This is a genomic window from Synechococcus sp. MVIR-18-1 (genome assembly GCF_014279835.1).
Classification (GTDB): domain Bacteria; phylum Cyanobacteriota; class Cyanobacteriia; order PCC-6307; family Cyanobiaceae; genus Synechococcus_C.
In genome coordinates this window covers 2,120,723-2,143,132 of sequence record NZ_CP047942.1, presented here as the reverse complement: position 1 = coordinate 2,143,132, position 22,410 = coordinate 2,120,723, and the positions used below count along the sequence as shown (strand labels likewise).

Annotated in this window: 22 protein-coding genes, 2 tRNA genes and 1 rRNA gene; 15 read left to right on the top strand and 10 right to left on the bottom strand. The window is 54.4% G+C overall.

Going from position 1 to position 22,410, the window contains the following annotated elements; all coding sequences use genetic code 11:
• Window position 1 precedes the first annotated feature (1 nt).
• The gene (locus SynMVIR181_RS11630; protein WP_186590656.1) at window positions 2-211 is read right to left on the bottom strand and encodes a DUF751 family protein; all 210 of its coding nucleotides are present in this window, start codon (window positions 209-211) and stop codon (window positions 2-4) included.
• 58 nt (window positions 212-269) lie between these two features.
• On the opposite strand from SynMVIR181_RS11630, the gene SynMVIR181_RS11625 reads away from it, so the two are divergent.
• Entirely contained in the window at window positions 270-995 is a 726-nt protein-coding gene (locus SynMVIR181_RS11625; protein ID WP_186589337.1) for a glutathione S-transferase family protein, read from the top strand.
• Here the strand turns inward: SynMVIR181_RS11625 and SynMVIR181_RS11620 are convergent.
• Complete coding sequence (locus tag SynMVIR181_RS11620) at window positions 907-1,668, bottom strand: DUF6816 family protein (protein WP_186589336.1); 762 nt, start codon at window positions 1,666-1,668, stop codon at window positions 907-909. The two genes, SynMVIR181_RS11625 and SynMVIR181_RS11620, sit on opposite strands and share 89 nt — an antisense overlap.
• A 25-nt stretch (window positions 1,669-1,693) precedes the next feature.
• Here SynMVIR181_RS11620 and SynMVIR181_RS11615 point away from each other — a divergent pair, with 25 nt between their 5' ends.
• Window positions 1,694-1,954, top strand: a complete 261-nt coding sequence (locus SynMVIR181_RS11615; RefSeq protein WP_186523958.1) for a chlororespiratory reduction protein 7 — start codon at window positions 1,694-1,696, stop codon at window positions 1,952-1,954.
• Here the strand turns inward: SynMVIR181_RS11615 and SynMVIR181_RS11610 are convergent.
• Window positions 1,911-2,525 carry a shikimate kinase gene (locus tag SynMVIR181_RS11610; RefSeq protein ID WP_186589335.1) on the bottom strand — a complete coding sequence of 205 codons (615 nt, stop codon included), beginning with the start codon at window positions 2,523-2,525 and terminating at the stop codon, window positions 1,911-1,913. The genes SynMVIR181_RS11615 and SynMVIR181_RS11610 overlap by 44 nt on opposite strands.
• Window positions 2,526-2,577: 52 nt before the next feature.
• Here SynMVIR181_RS11610 and SynMVIR181_RS11605 point away from each other — a divergent pair, with 52 nt between their 5' ends.
• Both SynMVIR181_RS11605 and SynMVIR181_RS11600 read left to right on the top strand, forming a co-directional pair.
• Window positions 2,578-3,498 carry a 6-carboxytetrahydropterin synthase gene (locus tag SynMVIR181_RS11605; RefSeq protein ID WP_186589334.1) on the top strand — a complete coding sequence of 307 codons (921 nt, stop codon included), beginning with the start codon at window positions 2,578-2,580 and terminating at the stop codon, window positions 3,496-3,498.
• 27 nt (window positions 3,499-3,525) lie between these two features.
• Window positions 3,526-4,182 (top strand): dihydrofolate reductase family protein, encoded by a 657-nt coding sequence (locus tag SynMVIR181_RS11600; RefSeq protein ID WP_186589333.1) that lies wholly within the window; start codon window positions 3,526-3,528, stop codon window positions 4,180-4,182.
• On the opposite strand, the gene SynMVIR181_RS11595 is transcribed toward SynMVIR181_RS11600, so the two are convergent.
• Window positions 4,164-4,577 carry a hypothetical protein gene (locus SynMVIR181_RS11595; protein ID WP_186589332.1) on the bottom strand — a complete coding sequence of 138 codons (414 nt, stop codon included), beginning with the start codon at window positions 4,575-4,577 and terminating at the stop codon, window positions 4,164-4,166. The genes SynMVIR181_RS11600 and SynMVIR181_RS11595 overlap by 19 nt on opposite strands.
• A 121-nt stretch (window positions 4,578-4,698) precedes the next feature.
• Here SynMVIR181_RS11595 and SynMVIR181_RS11590 point away from each other — a divergent pair, with 121 nt between their 5' ends.
• Window positions 4,699-5,880, top strand: a complete 1,182-nt coding sequence (locus tag SynMVIR181_RS11590; protein ID WP_186589331.1) for a GNAT family N-acetyltransferase — start codon at window positions 4,699-4,701, stop codon at window positions 5,878-5,880.
• Between the two features lie 24 nt (window positions 5,881-5,904).
• Window positions 5,905-6,303 carry a DUF4346 domain-containing protein gene (locus tag SynMVIR181_RS11585; RefSeq protein ID WP_186589330.1) on the top strand — a complete coding sequence of 133 codons (399 nt, stop codon included), beginning with the start codon at window positions 5,905-5,907 and terminating at the stop codon, window positions 6,301-6,303.
• 4 nt (window positions 6,304-6,307) lie between these two features.
• On the opposite strand, the gene SynMVIR181_RS11580 is transcribed toward SynMVIR181_RS11585, so the two are convergent.
• Window positions 6,308-7,882: a B12-binding domain-containing radical SAM protein gene (locus SynMVIR181_RS11580; RefSeq protein ID WP_186589329.1), complete on the bottom strand. Its 1,575-nt coding sequence runs from the start codon at window positions 7,880-7,882 to the stop codon at window positions 6,308-6,310.
• Between the two features lie 135 nt (window positions 7,883-8,017).
• On the opposite strand from SynMVIR181_RS11580, the gene SynMVIR181_RS11575 reads away from it, so the two are divergent.
• Window positions 8,018-8,131, top strand: coding sequence for a cytochrome B6 (locus SynMVIR181_RS11575; RefSeq protein ID WP_255444293.1), 114 nt, complete (start codon window positions 8,018-8,020; stop codon window positions 8,129-8,131).
• On the opposite strand, the gene SynMVIR181_RS11570 is transcribed toward SynMVIR181_RS11575, so the two are convergent.
• Together SynMVIR181_RS11570 and rimO are read right to left on the bottom strand one after the other, a co-directional pair.
• Complete coding sequence (locus SynMVIR181_RS11570) at window positions 8,118-9,347, bottom strand: MFS transporter (protein WP_186589328.1); 1,230 nt, start codon at window positions 9,345-9,347, stop codon at window positions 8,118-8,120. The genes SynMVIR181_RS11575 and SynMVIR181_RS11570 overlap by 14 nt on opposite strands.
• Window positions 9,344-10,741 carry a 30S ribosomal protein S12 methylthiotransferase RimO gene (gene rimO / locus SynMVIR181_RS11565; protein ID WP_186589327.1) on the bottom strand — a complete coding sequence of 466 codons (1,398 nt, stop codon included), beginning with the start codon at window positions 10,739-10,741 and terminating at the stop codon, window positions 9,344-9,346. Before rimO ends, SynMVIR181_RS11570 begins: the two co-directional genes overlap by 4 nt.
• Before the next feature lie 113 nt (window positions 10,742-10,854).
• Between rimO and SynMVIR181_RS11560 the strand changes: the two genes are divergently transcribed.
• Complete coding sequence (locus SynMVIR181_RS11560; RefSeq protein WP_186589326.1) at window positions 10,855-11,796, top strand: vitamin K epoxide reductase family protein; 942 nt, start codon at window positions 10,855-10,857, stop codon at window positions 11,794-11,796.
• A gap of 15 nt (window positions 11,797-11,811) precedes the next feature.
• Here SynMVIR181_RS11560 and nadB read toward each other — a convergent pair whose 3' ends face one another.
• The 3 genes from nadB to SynMVIR181_RS11545 all read right to left on the bottom strand — a co-directional run bounded on the left by nadB (window position 11,812) and on the right by SynMVIR181_RS11545 (window position 14,725).
• Entirely contained in the window at window positions 11,812-13,491 is a 1,680-nt protein-coding gene (gene nadB / locus SynMVIR181_RS11555) for an L-aspartate oxidase (RefSeq protein WP_186589325.1), read from the bottom strand.
• Between the two features lie 48 nt (window positions 13,492-13,539).
• Complete coding sequence (gene psbU, locus SynMVIR181_RS11550) at window positions 13,540-13,917, bottom strand: photosystem II complex extrinsic protein PsbU (RefSeq protein WP_186523946.1); 378 nt, start codon at window positions 13,915-13,917, stop codon at window positions 13,540-13,542.
• Between the two features lie 112 nt (window positions 13,918-14,029).
• Window positions 14,030-14,725, bottom strand: coding sequence for a DUF3120 domain-containing protein (locus SynMVIR181_RS11545; RefSeq protein WP_186589324.1), 696 nt, complete (start codon window positions 14,723-14,725; stop codon window positions 14,030-14,032).
• 223 nt (window positions 14,726-14,948) lie between these two features.
• Here SynMVIR181_RS11545 and SynMVIR181_RS11540 point away from each other — a divergent pair, with 223 nt between their 5' ends.
• The 7 genes from SynMVIR181_RS11540 (at window position 14,949) to SynMVIR181_RS11510 (ending at window position 22,215) form a co-directional block, all read left to right on the top strand.
• A complete protein-coding gene (locus SynMVIR181_RS11540) occupies window positions 14,949-15,800 on the top strand; it encodes an undecaprenyl-diphosphate phosphatase (RefSeq protein WP_186589323.1) in 852 nt (283 codons plus the stop codon).
• A gap of 21 nt (window positions 15,801-15,821) precedes the next feature.
• Window positions 15,822-17,219: a TIGR03279 family radical SAM protein gene (locus tag SynMVIR181_RS11535; protein WP_186590654.1), complete on the top strand. Its 1,398-nt coding sequence runs from the start codon at window positions 15,822-15,824 to the stop codon at window positions 17,217-17,219.
• Window positions 17,220-17,375: 156 nt separating this feature from the next.
• Window positions 17,376-18,980 (top strand): TolC family protein, encoded by a 1,605-nt coding sequence (locus SynMVIR181_RS11530; protein WP_186589322.1) that lies wholly within the window; start codon window positions 17,376-17,378, stop codon window positions 18,978-18,980.
• A gap of 6 nt (window positions 18,981-18,986) precedes the next feature.
• Window positions 18,987-19,787, top strand: a complete 801-nt coding sequence (locus SynMVIR181_RS11525) for an inositol monophosphatase family protein (protein WP_186589321.1) — start codon at window positions 18,987-18,989, stop codon at window positions 19,785-19,787.
• A 603-nt stretch (window positions 19,788-20,390) separates the two neighbouring features.
• Window positions 20,391-21,875 (top strand): 16S ribosomal RNA (locus SynMVIR181_RS11520).
• A gap of 184 nt (window positions 21,876-22,059) precedes the next feature.
• Window positions 22,060-22,133: transfer RNA gene (locus SynMVIR181_RS11515), tRNA-Ile, on the top strand.
• 9 nt (window positions 22,134-22,142) lie between these two features.
• A tRNA-Ala gene (locus SynMVIR181_RS11510) sits at window positions 22,143-22,215 on the top strand.
• The last annotated feature ends 195 nt before the right edge of the window (window positions 22,216-22,410 follow it).

Genomic DNA, 22,410 nt, shown 5'->3' with positions numbered 1-22,410 from the left:
GTCAGCTCAGTGGTGCTGTAGTAGTCACCATGGCACGCAGCACTAATCCAAGCGTGATAAATCCACTAATCAAAGCCCCGATCAGAGCAACTGCAGTGACGGGATTGCTGCGCCGCTGAGCCAGGGGCTCGGCAACGGAGTTAAGGACTCCAAGACTGAAGGCAATGAGATAGCGCGGGTAACGCGTCACATTGACGAAAAACTCGCGCATGGTCCTGGCAGGGATATGAATCTGATAGCTACTCTGCCGGCTTAGGGCAAAGACGGTCATGCTGGAGCTGCATCAATTCCGTCATTCCGCCTTCTGCCTCAAGGTGCGAATGGCGTTGCATGCCAAGGGTTTGAGCTTCCGAGAAGTGGAGGTCACACCTGGAATCGGTCAACTTGCCGTGTTCCGTTTGTCGGGGCAAAGGCAAGTTCCTGTGCTTGTCGATGGCGACACGGTGGTTTCAGATTCCAGTGCGATCTGTGGTTACTTGGACGAGCTGCAGCCCGAGCCGCCGCTTGTCCCGAAGGATCGTCGAGCTGCGGCCCAGATTCATTTGATCGAAGATTGGGCCGATACAACCCTGGCAGGATCCGTCCGCGCTGCTTTGCTTCAGGCAGCGGTGGATGACCCTGATCTGCGTGCGGCTCTTTTGCCTGATGACGTACCGGGTCCGATTCGGCAGGTGATGAGCGGAGTTCCAACCGGTTGGCTGAGTGGGGTCAATGAGCTGTTTGGCCAGGAGGAGCGTTCCGCCATGCTCCACAACCTGATCGCGATTGCAGATGGCCTGACTCCAGGCGGCTTCTTGGTTGGAGATTCCCTCAGCCTGGCTGATTTGGCAGTAGCGGCGCAGCTATCCCTGTTGCGCTTCCCCGCCTCAGCAGGGTCTCAATTGGCTGGCCGCGGCGTTGCTGGTCTCAGTGATCATCCCCGCCTTCAGCCATTGTTTGAATGGCGCGATCAGCTTGAGGCTCGCGTGTTTCAGCCAGATCCTGCAGCCGTGTGAGCGTGAGCTTGTAACGGCTTGCTCGTTGCGTAAATGATGTGCTGGCTTCCCCGGGAGCTGGATAGGTCTGCTGCCATTGCTCCACACAGATTCGGTTGATGATTTCAGCGGTTGGAACATCTGGGCATGGTTGATACCGACTCAGGGTTTCAATCCTGCTGAGCCTTGGTGCCCTTGCCCCATGCATGACCTGGAGAACAAGTTCATCACTCAGAAAGGCTGCGGCGTTGATCGATGTTTGTTGCCTCCCGATCACGGTCGTTTCCAGCAGTCGATCGTCGCTCAGTCGAGCGAGCTGACGGTTCACTTGATGAGGGGCTTGCTCCACGCTGATCAGTTGCTCGCCTAAAAGCGCCTGTCCAACGGCCCTGGCATTAAACGGTCGATTTCCCACCACATCGTCGTGCTGATTGCGCTGAAACTGCGCCAGATGCTGCAAGGGAGGCACGCTTGCGTTCACCGTTCCGTCCGCCAAAAGATCAAGACTTTCCACCTCCCAAAGTCCTTCAAACCAAACGGGATATACCAAGTCCTGCTTGGCTCGTGGCCGCGGCAGAGGCGCAGGATCCGACCAGGCGGGCCATGCTTCGAGGCGGGCTTCGAGTTGCTGATTGTTTTGACTGTTGTCCGCTAGGGCTGGTTTTGAGGGCCCACTGAGAAGAAGCACGGCCATGATCATTGCCAGCAGTGGCCGAGTTATGTCCGATCCCCTCATCCGTGCTTGTGATCACTATGTGGTGCTTGAACCGGGCAAGCCAGAACGACTGCTCAGTTCCGAAGACACCCTGACATGGCTGACCGAACAGCTGGAAAACATGTCAGTGCTACCGAGTGATTTGCGTGATTTTGGCTCCTCGTCTGCTGCCGCAGAAAGGCTGTTAGATACGGCGTGCGATCTCGAATTGGCTCCCGGGTTCAATCTTCAGTGGTTTGCGGTGCGTTTGGAGCCTGGAACATGAGCTCATCGGGTTGGAGAATGCCAGGGATGGCTTCAAGGATTCGCTCTGTCACAGCGTTGACCGTTTCGTTGCCCACCGTGATCCGTAAATCGGCCTCGGCATAAAGAGGGGTGCGAGCTTCAAGAAGTGCGTCTAGTGCCGCAGCAGGATCGCGCTCCTGGAGCAGGGGCCTTGCGCCTGGATCTTGATGCAGACGCGCCAGAAGTTGGTCCCGCTCAGGGGCAAGCCAGATCACGATCCCTTGATGCAGAACGCCCCAGTTTTCTGGTTGTGTGATCACCCCACCACCGGTCGCAACCACGAGCGAATGGCGCTCGCCAATGGCCTGCAGCACCTGCCTTTCGAGTGTTCGGAACCCTTGCTCACCGTCTGTCTCAAAGATTTGGGGAATGGGGCGGCCAGCTAAAGCTTCCACGACTCCGTCGGCGTCGACGAAGCCATAGCCCAGGCGTTGAGCCAGGGGGCGCCCTGTGCTGCTTTTGCCGCTTCCCATCATTCCGATCAGGTAGAGGTTGCGGCCGCCCAAACGGGCCTTCAAAGGGTGTGGTGTCGTGGTCGCGCCGTCAGCCATCGGTTCGGCAGGTGGGTGAACTCACTAGGATGATCGTTGGTCAGACCATGTCATGACTGATGCCATCACGACGGCACCGCACGGCCAAGGTCGTGGCTGTGTCATCACCCGCCGAGCCTGTTTCAGCTCCAGCCACCGTTATTGGTTGCCGGAATTAAGTGCTGATGACAATGCGGCCCGCTTTGGATCCTGTGCCATAGCCCCTGGCCATGGACACAACTACGAATTGATTGTGTCCATGGCCGGTGGCCTAGACGCCAACGGCATGGTGCTGAACCTCTCTGAGGTGAAGCATGCGATTCGCTCGGGGATCACTGAACAACTCGATTTCCGCTTCCTCAATGAGGCTTGGCCAGAATTCGATGTCACCAGTTCGGAGGGTTGCCTGCCAACCACCGAAGCTCTTGTTCGGATCATCTGGTCTCGGTTGGCCAATCAGCTCCCGCTTGTGGCGCTGCGCCTCTATGAATCATCAGGCCTGTGGGCCGACTACCTCGGACAAACCATGGACGCCTATCTCACCATCCGCACTCACTTCGCCGCTGCGCACCGTTTGGCAAGACCAGAGTTGAGCCAAGAGGAAAATGAGCAGATCTACGGCAAATGTGCCCGACCCCATGGTCATGGCCACAACTACCTAGTGGATGTCACTGTTCGCGGAAGCATTGATCCCCGCACTGGGATGGTTTGCGATCTAGCAGCCCTTCAGCGTCTCGTGAGCGATCTGGTCGTTGAGCCTTTTGATCACACGTTCCTCAACAAAGACGTTGCCCACTTCGCCGAATGTGTTCCTACCGCTGAGAACATTGCTCTTCACATCGTTGATCGACTGACCACTCCTGTGCGTGCCATTGGCGCTCAGCTTCACAAGGTGCGGCTTCAGGAGAGTCCTAATAACGCTGCTGAGGTGTACGCCGAAGCTCCTGCGCTCAACGCGATGCCCGAAGCAATGCATTCCGCCGTTAACGGCTAAGGCTGTCTTAACTGAGGCTGTTTCAACGTGGAGCGACCGTCGGTTCGCCTGGTTCTTGCCGTCAGCCTTGATGGACGGCTTGCACCTGCCTCTGGAGGGGCCGCTCAGCTGGGCGGTGCTGGTGATCGGCACGTGCTTGAGCAGGCTTTGGCTTGGTCCGATGCTGTCCTGATCGGTGCAGGAACACTGCGGGCCCACCGCTGCACCTGTTTGATTCATGAGCAACAGCTTTTGGCTCAGCGCAAGCAAGACGGACGGCCCCTGCAGCCAACGGCTCTCGTGGTGAGTCGCAGCCCAGATTTTTGTCTGGAGTGGCCGTTTTTTCAACAAAAGCTTGAACGTCATCTCTTGACCCCAGATCGGTTGTCAGTGGAGGGTTTCTCCGTCATTCATCCGTTGCAAGCGTCTTGGGAGACCACCTTGGTTGAGCTCGCTGCATTGGGCTTTCATCGCCTTGTTCTTCTTGGAGGGGCGGGCCTCTGCGGATCTCTATTGGAAGCCGATCAGGTGGATGAGCTGCAGCTCACCCTGAGCCCATGCCTTCTGGGAGGGCGGTTCAGCTGGATTCCGATTGATGGATTCAGCATGCCAACGGCGTTGTCGCAGCCCGACGCTTGGACGCTGTTATCGGCCGATCGACTGAGCGGCAGTGAGCTTGTGGTGCGTTATGGACGCAGTCGCTGAAAGAGCTCGCTGAGGGGGACATCTTGTAGGTCAGTTGCCTGGAGTCCCAGCAGCGACGCCAGACAGCGTTTGATCACAACTTCGACGTCATCTCCAATTCGGCCTGATAACAGCTCGCTCATCACACCAAGCTCTCTGCCACTACGACTGGTTTCACGAATCAGGCATTCACTGACAGGTTTGGCCAACGCCTGACAAGGCTGCTTCCCCATGCTGCTAAGTGGTTCCAGGTCGAGTTCTGCGCTCTGGAGAGCTTGTTTCGCGAGTGCCTCACATTGATCAGCAAGCTCACGCTCTAGTTTTGGGCGCATCATTTGCAGCAATGGCTGCAGTAGCCCTGCTTGGACTGCACCTCCGCTGAGCATCAAGCTAAAGGCCAAGAACGTGAAAACCACCAGCTTTTTTCGTGGTGTTGAACGGTTCACAGCAGCTTGGAAAGAACTGACCTTCGTTCAGTGTGACTCTGTTGGCGCTCACTGGTTAGGGTCTTGACCTTCGCCGCTGTCTTCGCCGGTTATGGCATCCCTGAAGGCTCGTTGGCATCGCTCGATTCGGGAGATACCCGAACAGCAGTGGGAGCAACTGCTTGGTCCTGAAGTCAGTCCCTTCTATCGCTGGAATTGGCTCGCTGCTCTTGAGGATTCTGGGAGCGTGGCGCCCGATCAGGGATGGCAGCCACTGCACCTTTCCCTGTGGCGTGGAGAGGACCAGCTTTGTGCGCTTGCGCCTCTGTATCTCAAGGGCCATAGCTACGGGGAATTTGTATTTGACCAAGCGTTCGCACGGCTTGCTGGCGATCTTGGTCTTCGTTATTACCCAAAATTGATTGGGATGAGCCCCGTAAGCCCGGTACAGGGCTATCGCTTTCATGTGGCGGCAGATGAAGATCTTGCGGCATTAACTCAACTCATGCTGGAGTTAATTGATACCTTCGCTCATAAAAATGGCATCCTCAGCTGCAACTTTCTCTATGTCGATCCGCTTTGGCGCCCTTTGGCAGAAGCGGCAGGTTGCGCCTCTTGGTTGAATCAGCAGAGTCTTTGGACATCTGATGGTCAGGCTGATTTCAGTGACTATCTAGCAGGATTTAATGCTAATCAGCGCCGCAATATCAAGCGAGAGCGGAAGGCAGTCCGTGAAGCAGGTCTAGAGATCACGCCACTTTCTGGTGATGATCTCGACCCTTCGTTGATGCAATGCATGCATAGGTTCTATGAACAGCACTGTGCGCGTTGGGGAATGTGGGGTAGTAAGTACCTCGACGCATCATTTTTCGATGCTTTGGCTACGAACGCGTTGCGTGAGCAGATTGTTCTCTTTAGTGCTCATCGTGGCAACCCCCATGAGCCCGTTGCCATGTCACTTTGCGTTCACGATGATGCGTCGCTCTGGGGCCGTTACTGGGGTAGCAATGAAGACATTGATTGTTTGCATTTTGAGGTTTGCTACTACGCCCCGATCGAGTGGGCGCTGAAGCAAGGGCTGAAGAGTTTTGATCCAGGGGCAGGAGGGAGCCATAAACGACGGCGTGGGTTTGTTGCTCGACCTCATACGAGCCTCCATCGCTGGTATGAGCCCCAGATGAATGGACTGATTCGTGGCTGGCTTGGCACGGTCAATCCAATGATGCTCGAGGAGATTGAGGCAATCAATGCTGAGCTCCCTTTTCGAAAAGAGACACCTTCACTTGCTCTGTAAGTTAAGAAGAGAATCGCCGCCAGATTGAACCAGATCAATACCGCCATTGCCCGAGACGCGCGTGCCCAGCTGGATGATGAGCTGTCTCAGCGGTTTATCGCTTTGGATCCGTTGGGCTATTTCTTGATTCGCGTGGATGTTGCTGCCGATGACTTAGTTGTTGAGCACTACGGAAACACGATTGATGAGCGAGGCCTTGCTCGAGACCCCGATTCCGGTGAAGTGATCGCTTGCCGCCAGGGTGGACCGAGAACACCGTCGGCCGTGTGGCGAGGGCGTACTGCAAAAGAGGTGGGGATTGCTTTAAGCGAAGGGGAGGAGAACCATCCCATTAGCTGTTTAGATCATGCGTTGTATCTAGGCCGGGAACTTCAGAAGGCCGAACAGTGCTTACGAGACGGAAGCACTTACGTTCAGGATTAATTCATCAAACAGGCTGAAGTTCGCGAGAATTGCTGGGTTCTTCTGGGGGCAACGATTCCAGCTGCTCACGGATCTCCTGTTGCACAATCGCTCTGTATTCCATGAAATGCTCGTTGTGCGCGAGTACAACGATGAACTGCTCAAGCATGGCTGGATTCTGACGTGCCATCCCAAAGAGATAGCGCCAGAAGCGTCCGCGAGTATCGCGTTTTAGGCCTTGGCGCCAGATCACGATGGATAGGGCCTTTACATCAGTCCAGGTTGGCAATTTGCTGGTGCCTTTCCAGCGGGGAGCACCCATTTTTAAGTAATAGGAGTAAACCCGATCCATGTAGGCATTGGGTTCATACAGCGCACAAAATGCTTCAACATATTCGTTGGCGATGTCACGAATGGGCCTGGTTGGTTTGAAATTAAGCAAATTGGTTTGATTCACTCCTTTGGCTGCTGATTCGTCTTGAATCAAACGACCTTCTTTCTCAAGGCGATGCCATAGGGCTGTTTGAGGAAGAGCTTGAAGCATTCCCATCATTGCTGCGGGGATACCTGTACGGGTCACGAAATCAACGATCCGTAGACCAGCACCATCTTTTTCTCCGTCAAAACCAATGATGAATCCAGCCATGACCCGAATGCCGTTTGCGGTAATGCGGTCAACAGCAGCATCAAGGGGGTTGCGAGTGTTTTGAACTTTTCTCGCAATTTCTAAACTTGCTTCGTCAGGAGTTTCGATGCCCAGAAACACGCTTTCAAAGCGAGCTTCGTGCATCATTCGCATCATTTCGTCGTCGTCTGCTAAATCGACTGAGGCTTCAGTGGCAAAACTAAATGGGTAGCCCCGATCTTCCTGCCAGGATTTGATTTCTGGGAGCAAAAGCTTCGCGTTGCGCTTATTGCCAATGAAATTGTCATCTACCAGGAAGATCGAACGTCTCCAGCCCAGGTCATAAAGAGATTGCAATTCAGCAATCAATTGCTCAGGTGTTTTTGTTCGTGGTTTGCGACCGTAGAGAACGATGATGTCGCAAAATTCGCAATTAAACGGACATCCTCGAGAGAACTGCACGCTCATTGAGTCGTAGGCATCGAGCTGCAGCAGGTCAAACCGGGGAATTGGGGTGGAGGTCACATCGGGTTTTTCTCCTTCTGCGCTAAATCGACCGCTGCTATCACCCCTTTGGATGGCTTCGATAAATAGAGGCAGGGTGATTTCGCCCTCATCCAAGATCTTGAAGTCGGCGTCAGCAATTTCAGGCGCATCAGGGGTGGAACTGGCGTAAGGGCCTCCCACCGCCACTGGAATGCCACGGCGCCTTGCTTCATTGATCTGCTGTTGCATGTCGTCCTTCTGGACAATCATTCCTGAGATCACCACCAGCTCTGCCCAATCCCATTCGGCATCGGCGACTTCGCGCACATTGCGATCGACCAACTTCATCTCCCATTCCTGGGGCAGCAGGGCTGCAACCGTTACCAGGCCTAAAGGCGGCAGCAACACCTTTCGGTTCACCAGTTCCAGAATTTTTTCGTAACTCCAGAACGTCTTGGGAAATTGTGGATAGACGAAAAGAGTGCGCATGGTGGTATCGGGAGAGCTAAGCGTTCGTGGAAGCCGGCCAACCCTCAATGCAGACCGGTTATAAATCCGAAGATTTCGATGCGTACAAGCTTAAGCGCGTTTGCACGTATCTCGGCACTGTTTCTGATCTAATGGTTGCTGCAACCTGTGTCTGTTATGGGCGTCGTTATCTATTTGGGTCTTGTGGGCGCCGGTTTGGTCGCAGCTTTTGTCTTCAGCACTCTCCTGCGCGGCATCAAGCTGATTTGACCTCGTTCATCGGCATTCCGCCGCGTCGCCAGATCTCCCCTACGGAGAGAATCAGGCCAATTCCCCCTGCAATCGCAAATGTTGCTTGGAGGCCAAGGGTGATCGTGAGCTGAGCTGCGATCAGTCCACTTAAGCCTCCACCACCCAAAAAAGCGATTTGACTTAACCCGGCCATACGGCCCCTAATCACCTGCTTCGAGCCAACCTGGGTGATCAAATTGGCGCTACTGAGCAGACCAGCTGTTCCGGCACCAATGAGCCAAACCATCAGCAGCACGATGGGAATCCATGTGCTGCTTGCCATTCCAAGCTGAGCCACTGCTGTAATTAGGGCGAAACAACCCAGCGTGAGACCAGGCCGGCTGCTGAATTTGTGGCTGTTCCTTTGCAGAACGATTCCACCGGTGATGCTTCCTGCGGCCAGCACACTGGTGAAGAGTCCAAGATCTTGGGGGCTTGGTCCAAGCGTGTTTGCGGCAATGAGTGGTGCTAGGCCTGGGTGAAAGAAGCCAACAACACAGATCAAGCCGGTGAATTTCAGCACATGCCTCAGCACTGGACCGCACTCTTGCCATGCGGACTTCAACGTGGCGGCACGCGTGTTGCTACTCAGTTGTTCGAGAGATCTGTTGGGCTTTAACAACCAGATCACGCTGGCAATCGGTAAGAGATAGGTGAGGGCATCGAGGCTGAGGGCTGTGGCTGGTCCGGTCAAAGCCACAAGCCATCCCCCCAGGGGAGGACCGACTAATTTCCCAACATTGAAAACCACCGAAAAGCTGGTGAGGTAGGGCGCCAATGTGCGTGGATCATCCACAAGCAATGCGCAGTACTTATTGCGGGCCGTGAGTTCGTAGGCACTGGCAATCCCCATGAGCAGTGTGCTCGCGAGCAGCATTGCAACCTGGGCGGTGCCTGCAAGGAGAGGAATGGAAAGGGCACCAAGTAGGCCTGCTCCTAGTAGGGCCCACTGCGCCTGAATCAAAACCTTCTCACAGCCGATTCGGTCCGTTCGCACACCCGCAGGACCGCTGACCAACAGAGTTGGTAGGGAGAGTGCGGCGAAATGCAGGGCGAGCAACATGGCGCTGTCTGTGCCGCTCATCAGGATCCAGCCCTTTGCGGTGAGCCCAGCAAAGGATCCCGCTGTGCTCAAGCCGGAAGCAAGAAGAAAAATAGTGCGTTGACGTTGATGCCAGCTAGGGCTTCTGTTCACGTAGCAGCGCGTGCTGCGGCAACCATGTGCGAAGCGCCAACAACTCTGCCGGTGAGGTCATAGATATCTGCTCCTGTGATCTGAACGGGCACCATGGTTCCCGGATTCACTTGCAGTCCGTTCTCCCCAGGTTGGACGAGCACGTCCCCATCCACTTCTGGAGCGAAACGGGAGCAACGACCGATCATTTCTCCGGTGGAGGGATTGTGTTGCTCCACTAAGACATCCACAGTTTTGCCAATCCAGGACGCATTACGAGCGGCAGAAATGGGCTGTTGCAAGGTCATTAACTTGTCCTTGCGTGCGATGGCAATCTCGTCAGGTACTGCATCAGGAAGTGTTGCTGCAGCCGTGCCGTCTTCTGGCGAGAAGGTGAAAATCCCAACATGATCAAAGCGTTGACGTTCTAAGAAACCGGCCAGATGTTCGAATTGGGCTTCTGTTTCGCCGGGGAAGCCCACAATCAATGTGGTGCGCAGGATCGCGTCAGGGAGTTGTTCACGAATCTGATCGAGCAATCGATCATTCACATCAGCCTGCCAAGGGCGATTCATCGCTCGCAAGACTTCAGGATGGCTGTGCTGAAGCGGTAAATCGAGATAGGGCAGCACATTGGGAACATCGCGGTAGGCCGCAAGTACGTCTGGGGTGAGGCCTGTGGGATAGGCGTAATGCACGCGGATCCAAGGGATTTCTACGTCGCCTAGGGCCTTCAGAAGATCTGCAAGCCGAGGCTTGCCGTAGAGATCAAGGCCGTAATTGGTGGTGATCTGACTGATCAGGATCAGTTCTTGAACCCCTTGTGCTGCCAACTGATGGGCTTCAGCCACGATCGATTCGATCGTTCGTGAGCGCTGATTCCCCCTTAGATGCGGAATGATGCAAAACGCGCAGCGATAGTCGCAGCCTTCAGCAACTTTCAAGTAGGCAACGGCTTCACCCGTGGTGCGGTAACGAGGCAGGTTTTCGTCTGCCACAAACGTTGGCGTTTCACTCACGCGGTTCACCCGTTCGCCAGCTTCTACCTGCTGCAGCACTTCCACAATGTGCTGATAGTCGCCTGTGCCAACGATCGCTTTTGCCTCTGGGATCGACTCCAGGAGCTCGTCTTGAAAATGCTGGGCCAAGCATCCAGCAATGATCAGCTCCTTGCCTTGCTCTGCAAGTCCTACAAGAGTTCGTACCGACTCTTCGCGGGCGTCTTGAATGAAGCTGCAGGTATTGACCACCACAAGGTTGGCGTCGTTCTCATCGCTGCTCACCCCATAGCCGGCCTCAGCGAGAAGTCCAAGCATGTGCTCTGTATCCACGCGATTTTTTTCGCAGCCCAAATGGGCGAAGGCCACCGTGGGCCGTTCCGAGAGGCTGTTGCCTGTTTTGGCGTTCCCGGCCATGGCATGACCCTGCAATCCCCCACTTTAGGAGCGGATGAACGGATGACACCCATGTTTAAACGCTGAATTGCTCACGCTTTGCTGTCAAAATCATGGGTAATTGATCAGCCTTAATGGCAACTCAGCGTCTCACCAGCCGACGCCGGCAGGACCAAGGTTCGAAATGGGTTCGGATTGTCATGGCCGTTTTGGCCACGGTCGGCGTTATCGATACCGGCTCGATCACTCTGAAGTTTTGGGGAGTGCTAGGGAATCTCACCTGCCCGATGGGCGCTGGTGGTTGTGACAAGGTCCTGAATAGTCCATGGGGCACTTTGTTTCAGGGGGATGGGTTCAGTCTTCCCCTCTCTTTTGCCGGCTTGATCGCGTATCTCGCGGTTCTGGTCATGGCGGTTGTGCCCTTGCTTCCAGGGTTGTCAGAGAACAAAGCTGACTTGTCGCGTCGCACCTGGTGGGGCTTGTTCACGGTCTCACTCGTCATGGCTGTGTTCAGCCTGGTGTTGGTGGGCCTGATGGTGATCAAGATCCAGGCCTTCTGCTTTTTCTGCGTTCTCTCGGCTCTTCTCTCCCTCACCTTGTTGGTGTTGTCTGTCATCGGAGGAGGATGGGACGAACCCTCTCAACTGCTGTTTCGCGGTTTCTTGCTCGCCCTAGCAGTGTTGCTTGGTGGCCTGATTTGGGCTTCGGTACTTGATCCTGCACGTCCGGATGCCGCCGCAACAGGTCCAGGTGCAGCTCCAGCGGTTGTTTCGGAGAGCAACCCAGCCAAAATCTCCCTTGCAGAACACCTCACGGCCTCTGGAGCCGTCATGTACAGCGCCTATTGGTGCCCCCATTGCCACGAACAGAAGGAGATGTTCGGGAAGGAGGCTGCAAAAACCCTCAAGGTTGTTGAGTGTGCTCCAACAGGTCAAAACAACGATGCCAAGCTCTGTCAGAGCAAGGGCATTGAGGGATTCCCGACGTGGGAGATCAACGGCGAGCTCGACTCTGGCGTGAAAAAACTTCCTGATCTTGCTCGTCTCTCCGGATACAAGGGACCTGAGGACTTCTAAGTGCCATAGCCACGCTTAAGAGGTCACAGCTCTCGTCCCGATGGCCTGGCCTTTCACTTGGCGGCTATGACGGCACCATTGAGGCATAGGAGCAGGGGTGTCGTTACGGAAATGTCCACCCCTGCTTTCTTTCCGGAACAAACAAGCTTCCAGTAGCAATGAACTCGATTGCTGGCGATGAAGAAGATCCAACATCAGGTTCAGCTCCGCACGCCTGCTTTCATCGAGAAGGGTGCTCCGCTCAGGATGTTGTTGCTGCATCAGCTTGAGAGGAGTCATCGCTTCGAGGAGTGGCGTGGCTTTCTGCAGTGTTTTCAACACGTCTTGCATGCCTTGGGCTGATCGATCAACGCCCGCGACCCGCCAGCATTCTGATCTCAGCCACTGGATGGATTGGGTGAGTTCTTGTTTGCTGAACGCTCCATGATCGTGATCGTTGGTTGAAGTTGCTTCTGTTTGTTGTTCCGTTGTGGTTGTTTTAGGGAGTGGATTGCCAAGGTCGATGTCACGCAGTTGCCTTGCGAACACCAGGCATTCCATCAATGAGTTGCTGGCGAGTCGATTGGCTCCATGCAAACCGGTGCAGGCCACTTCACCAACGGCGTAGAGGCCAGGAAGGCTGGTAGCAGCTTTCAAGTTGGTGGCAACACCTCCCATCCAATAGTGGGCTGCTGGAGCCACTGGAATTGGCTGTTGTTCTGGGTTAATCCCAAAGCTGTGGCAGCGTTCCAGGATGGTGGGAAAGCGCCGCAGCAACGTCTCAGTGTTGATGGGGGTGAGATCCAGCCCCATATGCGCGACCCCTTGGGCCTGCATGCAACGAACCAGAGCGCGACTGACTTGATCTCTTGGGGCTAAGTCTTTTCCTACTAGTTCATGGACGGGGCTTTGCCCCAAGGCGTCGACGAGGAGAGCCCCCTCCCCGCGGACGGCCTCAGAGATCAAGAAGCAAGGTGCATGCTCAAGCTTGAGGGCTGTGGGATGGAACTGAATGAATTCCAGATCTTCGATTGCGGCTCCGGCTTGCCAAGCCAGCGCTACACCTTCGCCGCAGGCTTGTGCTGGGTTGGTGGTGTTGGTGTAAAGGTGGCCGCCACCTCCGGTGGCTAATACCACTGCACGGGCCGGAATCCAGTGAAGCCGAGGGCCTTCTAGGACTTGGACGCCACAGCAGCGATTGTTTTGCACCCACAGCTGGGTCACCCGAACGCCACGGCGATGTTGCAAACCAGGACGAGCATCCACCCGGTCTCTCAAGACATCCACCAAGGCTTTGCCTGTGCGGTCTTGCACGTGGAGAACCCTTCGATGACTATGGGCTGCCTCGAGGGTGGTCGCGAGTGACCCATCCGGGTTGCGATCAAACTCCATGCCGACCTCTTGAAGTCTGAGCACGCTTTGCGGAGCTTCATCAACCAGAAGACGCACGGCATCGCCATCACACAGCCCAGCCCCTGCTTGCACGGTGTCTTCGCCGTGGCTTCCAGCGTTGTCGTTGGAACGGGTGACGGCTGCGATTCCTCCTTGAGCCCAGCGACTAGACGATCGCCTGCTCGTGTTTCGATTGAGGAGCAGGACGCGCAGACCCTCTGGAAGCTCTAAACATGTCATCAGTCCGGCAGCACCGGCGCCAATCACGATCACATCCCAGGGTCCAGGCGCAATCGGATCGATAGAGGTTGCGTGGCTGCTCATAGGAGCAAAAACCGCCAGCGCTCCTGGCGGTTCAAGCTTGGGTCAACGTCAACGGTACTGACCGTCGTTGATGCGATCGAAGCCTTCGTTGAGAGCAATCGATGGAGCTGTGACCACGAAATTGTCGCGGTATTTCTCAAACAATTCTTTCTGACGCTCTGAAAGGTCTAGATCCAGAACGTCATCGACGTTCTCGTAGGGACCACCGAGAACAATCTTTCCCGCGAACGTGGGATACATCCCAGGGAATTGCTGAAAGCGACGCACCGAGGAATTGTTTAAATCAACCTTGTCGCCGCGTTCGGCGAGTTTGTCGTCTGCGACATTTCTGATCTCAGCGGCAGAAACACTGGGGGGAACGAGAAGGCCTATCAATAGGCCACCGATCACTACCAAGCCCGTCAGCCAGGACAACAGGCGCTTCATCTGAACTCTCCGTCGGGATTCGGAACTGAACTTCCGGCAGCGCCGGTACGGAAACCTTACAAGTGCAGAACCCTTTTGCTGCCTCAGCACTGTCAGGCGTTCGCAGTTCGTTTCAGATCAGACCGCTCAGACTTGGAACTGACAGGGAGAGCACGAGAAACAATGCATCGATCAAGATGGTGGTGGAGAGGACAGCAGCTGCCACGCTCCAAGCCTTTTGATGCTCTGAAGGCCTTGCTGCTTGGGTCCAAAACTGCTTTGCCAACCACAGAACAAGCCCTGCGGCTGAAACAAGGATCAAGAGAGACGTTGGTTGTAAAACCAACTTTGCTGCTTCGTTGAGGAGATGAGGGGCTTCGTTTGATGAGGCATTAACAACTTCTGGCCAAAACGACATCACCCCGGTCAGAGCCATTGTGATGTCAGTAATGGCTGTGCCTAGAAGTGAAGCTAGGTAAAAGGAGCAGCTCAACTTCCAGCGACTGTTAAGCCCGCCAATGGCTAGCGGTAGGGCAATGGCCTCCACAGGGATATGCAAGACCGGATGCATGCGAAGCCATCCCCAAAACAGCGTGCCAGCAAGCCAACTCCCACTGAATCCAACCAACAGGGTTCCGGATTGCTTCCAAGATGTATCGCCAAGCTGTACCGCCACTATCCCTGTTGCTAGAAGAATTGCGGTGAATAGACAAGAACTAAAGGGGTGAACGCGCACCCAGGGCGCCTGAAGAAAGACCGGTAGAACAACCAAAGCCCCTGCCCATAATGACAGCGAGCGAGGTAACGAAAACGTTGGACCCTGGGACATCTCCAGGGTCTTCGTCTCTGTTGATGGCGTCTGAATCAGACCACTCAGCAAAAGGGCTTCCCCGGATGAGGTAACGAAAGGACTCGAAGATTAGAAGATTTGAAGCCATCTTCGGGATCTGGCGCCCAAGTAATGATGAAAATGTCGCCTATCTCGTGGTCTTAAACACCTGTCTTTTTGTGCGTAATGGCGCATAGTCGTATCACTCACGCCGAAGAGCACTTTGTCGACAGATCCTGGACTGCTTGAGGCCTGTTGGCGTGATTTTGTGCTCGGTGTCGTGCAGGGCCTAACGGAATTTCTGCCAATTAGCAGCACGGCCCACCTCAAGGTTGTTCCTGTTCTTGCCGGATGGGGCGACCCTGGCGTTTCGGTAACCGCGGTGATTCAACTGGGCAGCATCATGGCTGTCATTGCCTACTTCCGTGCTGATTTGGCGGGAGTTCTCAAAGGCATCAGTAGAGCAGTGAGGCGCGGTCAATGGCGTGAGCCTGAGGCCCGACTTGGAGTTGCGATGGCGATCGGCACCGTGCCCATTTTGATTGCTGGTTTTTGCATCAAATTGTTTTGGCCTAGCTATGCAACCTCCCCTTTGCGAAGTGTTCCTGCCATTGCTGTGGTCTCGATTGTGATGGCGCTTTTGTTGGGTCTCGCTGAACGGCTGGGGCCGCGATTGAAGCAGCTCACACAGGTGAAAGGACGCGATGGTCTGGTGGTTGGCTTGGCTCAAGTCCTGGCTTTGATCCCAGGTGTTTCTCGTTCCGGAAGCACGCTGACGGCATCACTATTTGATGGATGGAAGAGGGAGGATGCCGCTCGCTTCTCTTTTTTGTTAGGGATTCCTGCCATCACGATCGCAGGATTGGTGGAATTGAAGGACGCCTTTTCAGAGCCCAGCGTGGGGGGAGTTTTGCCTGTTTTTGTGGGGATCTGTTCTGCCGCAGTGGTGTCATGGCTGGCCATCGACTGGCTCATTAAATATCTCCAGAGCCACAGCACCTGGATTTTTGTTGTGTATAGGTTGCTCTTTGGTGTGCTCCTTTTGGTCTGGTGGTCTGGTTCGGCATCAAACTGATCGGAGTTGACCGACAGCTCCGTGTGGAATGAACCTTCTGCCGGTGTGGCTGTTGCGGCTCTTGATCCAGATCGTGGCTCCCGCCAGCCCGCACCGGCTGTGGTGGCATCGGTCGAGCCGGGATCGATTGGAGAGGACCTTGGCTTTGAGCCCGGCGATCAGTTGTTGAGCATTAATGGCGTCCGTCCCAGAGATCTGATCGATTACCGCTATTTGATCGTTGAGGAGGAGTTGCACTTAGAGATTCGCGATGCAGCAGGGGTGCTCCATCAGCTGGATCTGGAAAAGGATGTGGATGACGGCCTGGGTTTGGCCTTCACAGAAGCATTGTTCGATGGATTGCGTCAGTGCAGCAATGCCTGTGCGTTCTGCTTCATCGATCAGCAGCCACCCGGCCATCGCAGCAGCCTCTACCTCAAGGACGACGACTATCGCTTGAGTTTTCTTTACGGCTCCTATCTCACCCTGACGAATCTCAGTGATGCCGATTGGCAAAGGATCGAACAACAGCGTCTGTCGCCCTTATTTGTTTCTGTCCATGCCACTGATCCCGATCTGCGCTCGAGCCTTTTGCAGAATCCACGAGCAGGTCAGCTCCTGCAGCAGCTGGCCTGGTTCTCTGAACGTGATCTTCAGATCCACGCGCAGGTGGTGGTCTGTCCTGATCAAAACGATGGAGCTGCATTGCTACGCACCATTCAGGATTTGGCTCAATTTGGAGGCGGTGAGTGGCCGGCAGTTCTCTCTGTCGCCGTTGTTCCTGTGGGCCTGACCCGGTTCAGGCCAGCAGCTGATGGCCTTCGTGCTGTCACTCCAGAGGATGCCAGAAAGGTGATTGCAGCGGTGGAACCTCTTCAGACAAAGTTTCGGGCCAGTTTGGAGAGCAATTTTGTCTGGCTTTCGGATGAGTGGTACCTGATTGCTGGCTTGTCGTTGCCCTCGCGCGCGAGCTACGAAGACTTCCCTCAGCAGGAAAATGGGGTTGGCAGTATCCGAGCGTTCCTCGCTGCGTTGGATGAAGCCACCATCAATCTCCCCCAGTCTGTTGAGAAACCAGTGAAGAGCAGCTGGGTGGTTGGACGTTTGGTCGAAACCGCCCTGGAACCTGTTCTGAAGAGGCTTAATGCAGTGGAGGGTGTTCAGTTGACCTTGCATGGCCTCCCGAGCCCTTACTGGGGGCAAGATCAGGTTGTGACTGGCTTGCTAACGGGACAAGACCTCCTTGATGGCCTGTTAGATCAGGACCTTGGTGAGCAGCTTTTGCTGCCTTCCGTCATGCTCCGTCAAGGCGATCCTGTGTTTTTAGATGACATGACCTTGGATCAATTGCGGGCAAGTTTGCCGGTTTCGGTGCGAATCGTGCATGGAGCAGCTGAAATCGTGGCCTCTGCACTCGGTTCCCTTGAGAAAAGCACTTAAGCTCCGCTGAGTTCCAGTTTTGTTGTGCTTCGGACAGCTGCTCATATTTTTCTAGTTGCAGGTTGTTTGCCTGTTTTTGCAGTTTCGACTGCCTTTGCTCAGATTGAGGAGGGCGAGTCCCCCTCCTCTGAACCATCATTGGCTGAGTCGTCACTGATGGATCAGTCGACCCTCCCCAATGCTCTCGATGTCAAAGGATCACGACCTAAGGCCGATCCATCGGTCATGCCTCCTGCTGCGACAACGCTTCCTGAGGATTTGGATGCGCTGAAATCACCAGATAGTCTTGCTCTACCCGATCTCCCTTCTCACGTCACGATTCGCGAATTACGTCCTTTAACTCTTCAAGAAGTAGAGCAAATTGTTGAAGTCAATAACCCCAGCTTGAAGGCTGCTGCAAGTCAGGTTGAACAGGCCAAATCAGGAGTTCTTGCTGCGATTTCAGCTTGGTACCCCACTGTGAATCTCACAGCAAATGGTCTGCCTCAATATCTAGAGGGTGAGCAATATCGAAACCCTAAATTTCTTGCCACTCCTGAACAGAACCCCTTAACAGGAGAGCCGCTTCTTGAGAGGGACCCCAATACCTACACAAAACGCTGGTCGGCCAGTTTCTCTGCTCAAGTGCAGTGGAATTTGATCGATCCTGCACGAGTTCCCCAAATCTCTGCAGCCCGTGACAACTTTGAGAAGGCCAGTGATGCCTATCTCATTGCCTTGAGAGAACTCAGGCTTCGAGCTTCTACGGCTTATTTCCAACTGCAGCGTCAGGATGAACAGGTCCGGATTGGACAGCAATCGGTGCGCGCTTCGCTTGTCAGCCTGCGTGATGCACGTGCTCGTTATCAGGCTGGAGTCGCGACCAAACTGGAAGTGTTGGAAGCGCAAACGCAGTTATCCAGAGACCGATTAGTTCTCACCGATGGTTTGGCTGGTCAATCCCAGGCCCGCAGAGCCTTAGCTGCGCTGCTTGCTCTACCACAGGATGTCACCCCTACAGCAGCGAATCCCTCTCGCGTGCTCGGAATTTGGCAACCATCACTGCAAGAAAGCATTATCGCGGCGTATGCGTTTCGGGAAGAACTGGATCAGTTCATTCTCGATATCTCAATCAATAACAGCAATGCCAATGCAGCACTTGCTGCCGTTCAGCCAGTTCTGAGTATTTTTAATCGGTTTGATACAAGTAGGAACCAAGGGCAAGCCAACAAATCTGGCTCGATTGATATGGATGATTACAACTGGAACTACAGCAATGCTGTTGGTTTAAACGCTACTTGGGCCATATTTGATGGTGGGCGAGCCCGTGCTCAATATCGTCAAAACAAGCAGCGCGCTGAAGAGAGCAAATTCAATTTTGCCTCAGAGCGGGATCGCATACGTTCTGAGGTTGAGGACAGCTTTTTCAGCCTTCGTAAAGCGTCGCAAAATATCCATACTTCCGCTAGCGAGGTTCTCTCAACGGCTGAGTCACTGCGCTTGGCTCGTCTGCGCTTTCAAGCCGGTGTAACCACCCAACGTGAGGTTGTGGACACGCAGCGTGACCTCACAAAAGCCGAGGTGAGTTACGCCAACGCGATCACCGATTACAACGTCAGTATTGCTGAACTACGACGTCGTACTGGTCTTGATCAAGTGCTGGCTTGCCCAGCTCTAAATCTGCCTGCTACAAAGCCAAATCAAGTCGATCTTGATATTCCTATTGAGCCGCAACCTAATCGTCCTGCTTGTGAAGCTCCTGTTCCTGTCCTTCAAGGCTGATTGAGGGTGCCCGATCCGCTTACTCCCCAGCAACTGCAGAGAGTGCATCGCCTGATCGATCGGGTCGCTGAACGTCAGCGCAATGATTTTGGTCACATCGTGTCTGATGTCAAACCTGATGGAACCCTGATCACAGCCTGTGATCGATGGAGTGATGCTGCCTTCGTTGAGGGACTAGCCGAGATTGCCCCTGGCGAGGGTGTGCTCAGCGAAGAGGGAAGTCAGCAGTGTCCGACGACTCCTGCGTACTGGGTGGTTGATCCGTTGGATGGCACCACCAATTTTGCTGCTGGGATTCCCTACTGGGCTATTTCGATTGCAAGATTCGTCGATGGAGAGCCAGCGGAGGCGTTTCTCGACATCCCATCCTTGCGCCAGCGGATCGTTGCAATTCGAGGACAAGGGGCTTGGCGGAATCAAAAACGTTTGACCCCTGAGAGCAGGGTTGCGGCTGGAAGCTCTTGCGTATCGCTTTGCAGTCGATCGATTCGTATTCTCCAAAAAAGGCCCGATCAGTCCTTTCCTGGAAAAATTCGTCTCTTGGGTGTAGCAAGCCTCAATTTGGTCAGTGTGGCGATGGGCCAAACCGCGGGTGCGCTCGAGGCCACTCCGAAAATTTGGGATCTAGCAGCAGCTTGGCTCGTGCTCACGGAACTGGACTGCCCGCTGATCTGGCTGGGCCCTCACCCCGCTCATTTGGAACCAGGTCGTGATCTTTCGGAGATGGGCTTCCCTGTGGTGGCTGCGGGCTCTCGGAAGCAGCTGGAACGCTTGGCGCCCTGGGGAGAGTTTCTGCTCAAGTCTTGAGATGCTGAAGGAAGAGTGAGAGTTGCGAAAAGGGCAGTGATTGGGTTATGATTTTGGACTGCGCAGGGGAGCACTGCTCCGACGCGCAGCCGCGGGACGTAAAGAGCGAAAGCTTGGAGTGTTCTGGGGGTTCTTACGAGATTGAGGGAGCGATCCCACGATGTTGTAAGTTTCAAAGGCGGTCGCGAGACCGCAGGCCGACCGTCTCTGAAAGGGGACGCAAAGCTAGAACCTGGACAACCGAAAAGTTTAGGAACTGACGCTTTTATCGCGTTTAGTTTGAGTTAGGACCGCAAGGTTTTAATGAGAGCTAAATGATATTGCGATAGAGGTGTGAGGTCCCGTCAACAAAATTTTAGTTGCGTCGAAGCATTGTGCTTACAACTTGAAGGTTTTCACGAACCTTTTTGTTGTCGGTGTGCGCAATGTGGAGCAACGACCGGATCTGAGATCCTGGAAAGTCAAACGAGGAAGAAATTCTAGATTTGCACTCTTGTGAATCCTTCTGTCAGAGGAAGGGTGCGACAACTGCAAGCAGTACGCCAGTGCTGTGGAGTGGGTGAAGCAAGTCAATCTGAGGTGAGAGCCAAAAGGGATTGATCTACAACGGAGAGTTTGATCCTGGCTCAGGATGAACGCTGGCGGCGTGCTTAACACATGCAAGTCGAACGAACCTTCGGGTTAGTGGCGGACGGGTGAGTAACGCGTGGGAATCTGCCCTCAGGAGGGGGATAACGGCCGGAAACGGCCGCTAATACCCCATATGCCGAGAGGTGAAATGAATTTCGCCTGAGGATGAGCCCGCGTCTGATTAGCTAGTTGGTGAGGTAAGAGCTCACCAAGGCATCGATCAGTAGCTGGTCTGAGAGGATGATCAGCCACACTGGGACTGAGACACGGCCCAGACTCCTACGGGAGGCAGCAGTGGGGAATTTTCCGCAATGGGCGAAAGCCTGACGGAGCAACGCCGCGTGAGGGATGAAGGCCTCTGGGCTGTAAACCTCTTTTATCAAGGAAGAAGATCTGACGGTACTTGATGAATAAGCCACGGCTAATTCCGTGCCAGCAGCCGCGGTAATACGGGAGTGGCAAGCGTTATCCGGAATTATTGGGCGTAAAGCGTCCGCAGGCGGCCCAAAAAGTCTGCTGTTAAAAAGTGGAGCTTAACTCCATCATGGCAGTGGAAACTGTTGGGCTAGAGTGTGGTAGGGGCAGAGGGAATTCCCGGTGTAGCGGTGAAATGCGTAGATATCGGGAAGAACACCAGTGGCGAAGGCGCTCTGCTGGGCCATCACTGACGCTCATGGACGAAAGCCAGGGGAGCGAAAGGGATTAGATACCCCTGTAGTCCTGGCCGTAAACGATGAACACTAGGTGTCGGGGGAATCGACCCCTCCGGTGTCGTAGCCAACGCGTTAAGTGTTCCGCCTGGGGAGTACGCACGCAAGTGTGAAACTCAAAGGAATTGACGGGGGCCCGCACAAGCGGTGGAGTATGTGGTTTAATTCGATGCAACGCGAAGAACCTTACCAGGGTTTGACATCCTGCGAATCTCTTGGAAACTTGAGAGTGCCTTCGGGAACGCAGTGACAGGTGGTGCATGGCTGTCGTCAGCTCGTGTCGTGAGATGTTGGGTTAAGTCCCGCAACGAGCGCAACCCACGTCTTTAGTTGCCAGCATTTAGTTGGGCACTCTAGAGAGACCGCCGGTGATAAACCGGAGGAAGGTGTGGATGACGTCAAGTCATCATGCCCCTTACATCCTGGGCTACACACGTACTACAATGCTACGGACAAAGGGCAGCAAGTTCGCGAGGACAAGCAAATCCCATAAACCGTAGCTCAGTTCAGATCGTAGGCTGCAACTCGCCTACGTGAAGGAGGAATCGCTAGTAATCGCAGGTCAGCATACTGCGGTGAATACGTTCCCGGGCCTTGTACACACCGCCCGTCACACCATGGAAGTTGGCCACGCCCGAAGCCGTTACTCCAACCCTTGTGGAGGAGGACGTCGAAGGTGGGGCTGATGACTGGGGTGAAGTCGTAACAAGGTAGCCGTACCGGAAGGTGCGGCTGGATCACCTCCTAACAGGGAGACAAACAACGATTTTGATGTCTGAGTTTATTTATTCTTAGGCCAAAATCCTGTCACCTTAGGTCGATCGGTACCTCAACTTTGAAGCTAAGAGAATCCAGCAATGGATCTCTGCTTAGTGGAGATTTTTAGTTCCTAAACTTTGTCTAGTTCACAACCCATTAGGGATGAGACTCCTGGGCCATTAGCTCAGGTGGTTAGAGCGCACCCCTGATAAGGGTGAGGTCCCTGGTTCAAGTCCAGGATGGCCCATTCGGTGTAGGGGGTTTAGCTCAGTTGGTAGAGCGCCTGCTTTGCAAGCAGGATGTCAGGAGTTCGAGTCTCCTAACCTCCACTGACTACCAAAATCCCCATCTCCAAAGCCTGGAGTATGAACTCGTATGGATTGTGATTTAGATGTGTCCGCTAGATGACCCTAGCTTCTTGTCATTTTAAGGCATGGAAATGATTCCATGATGTTTAATTGATAGGATGCTGGGCTCGATGCAATGTATTGAGAGATCAATGCATTGTTTTGATGTCTGGCCGA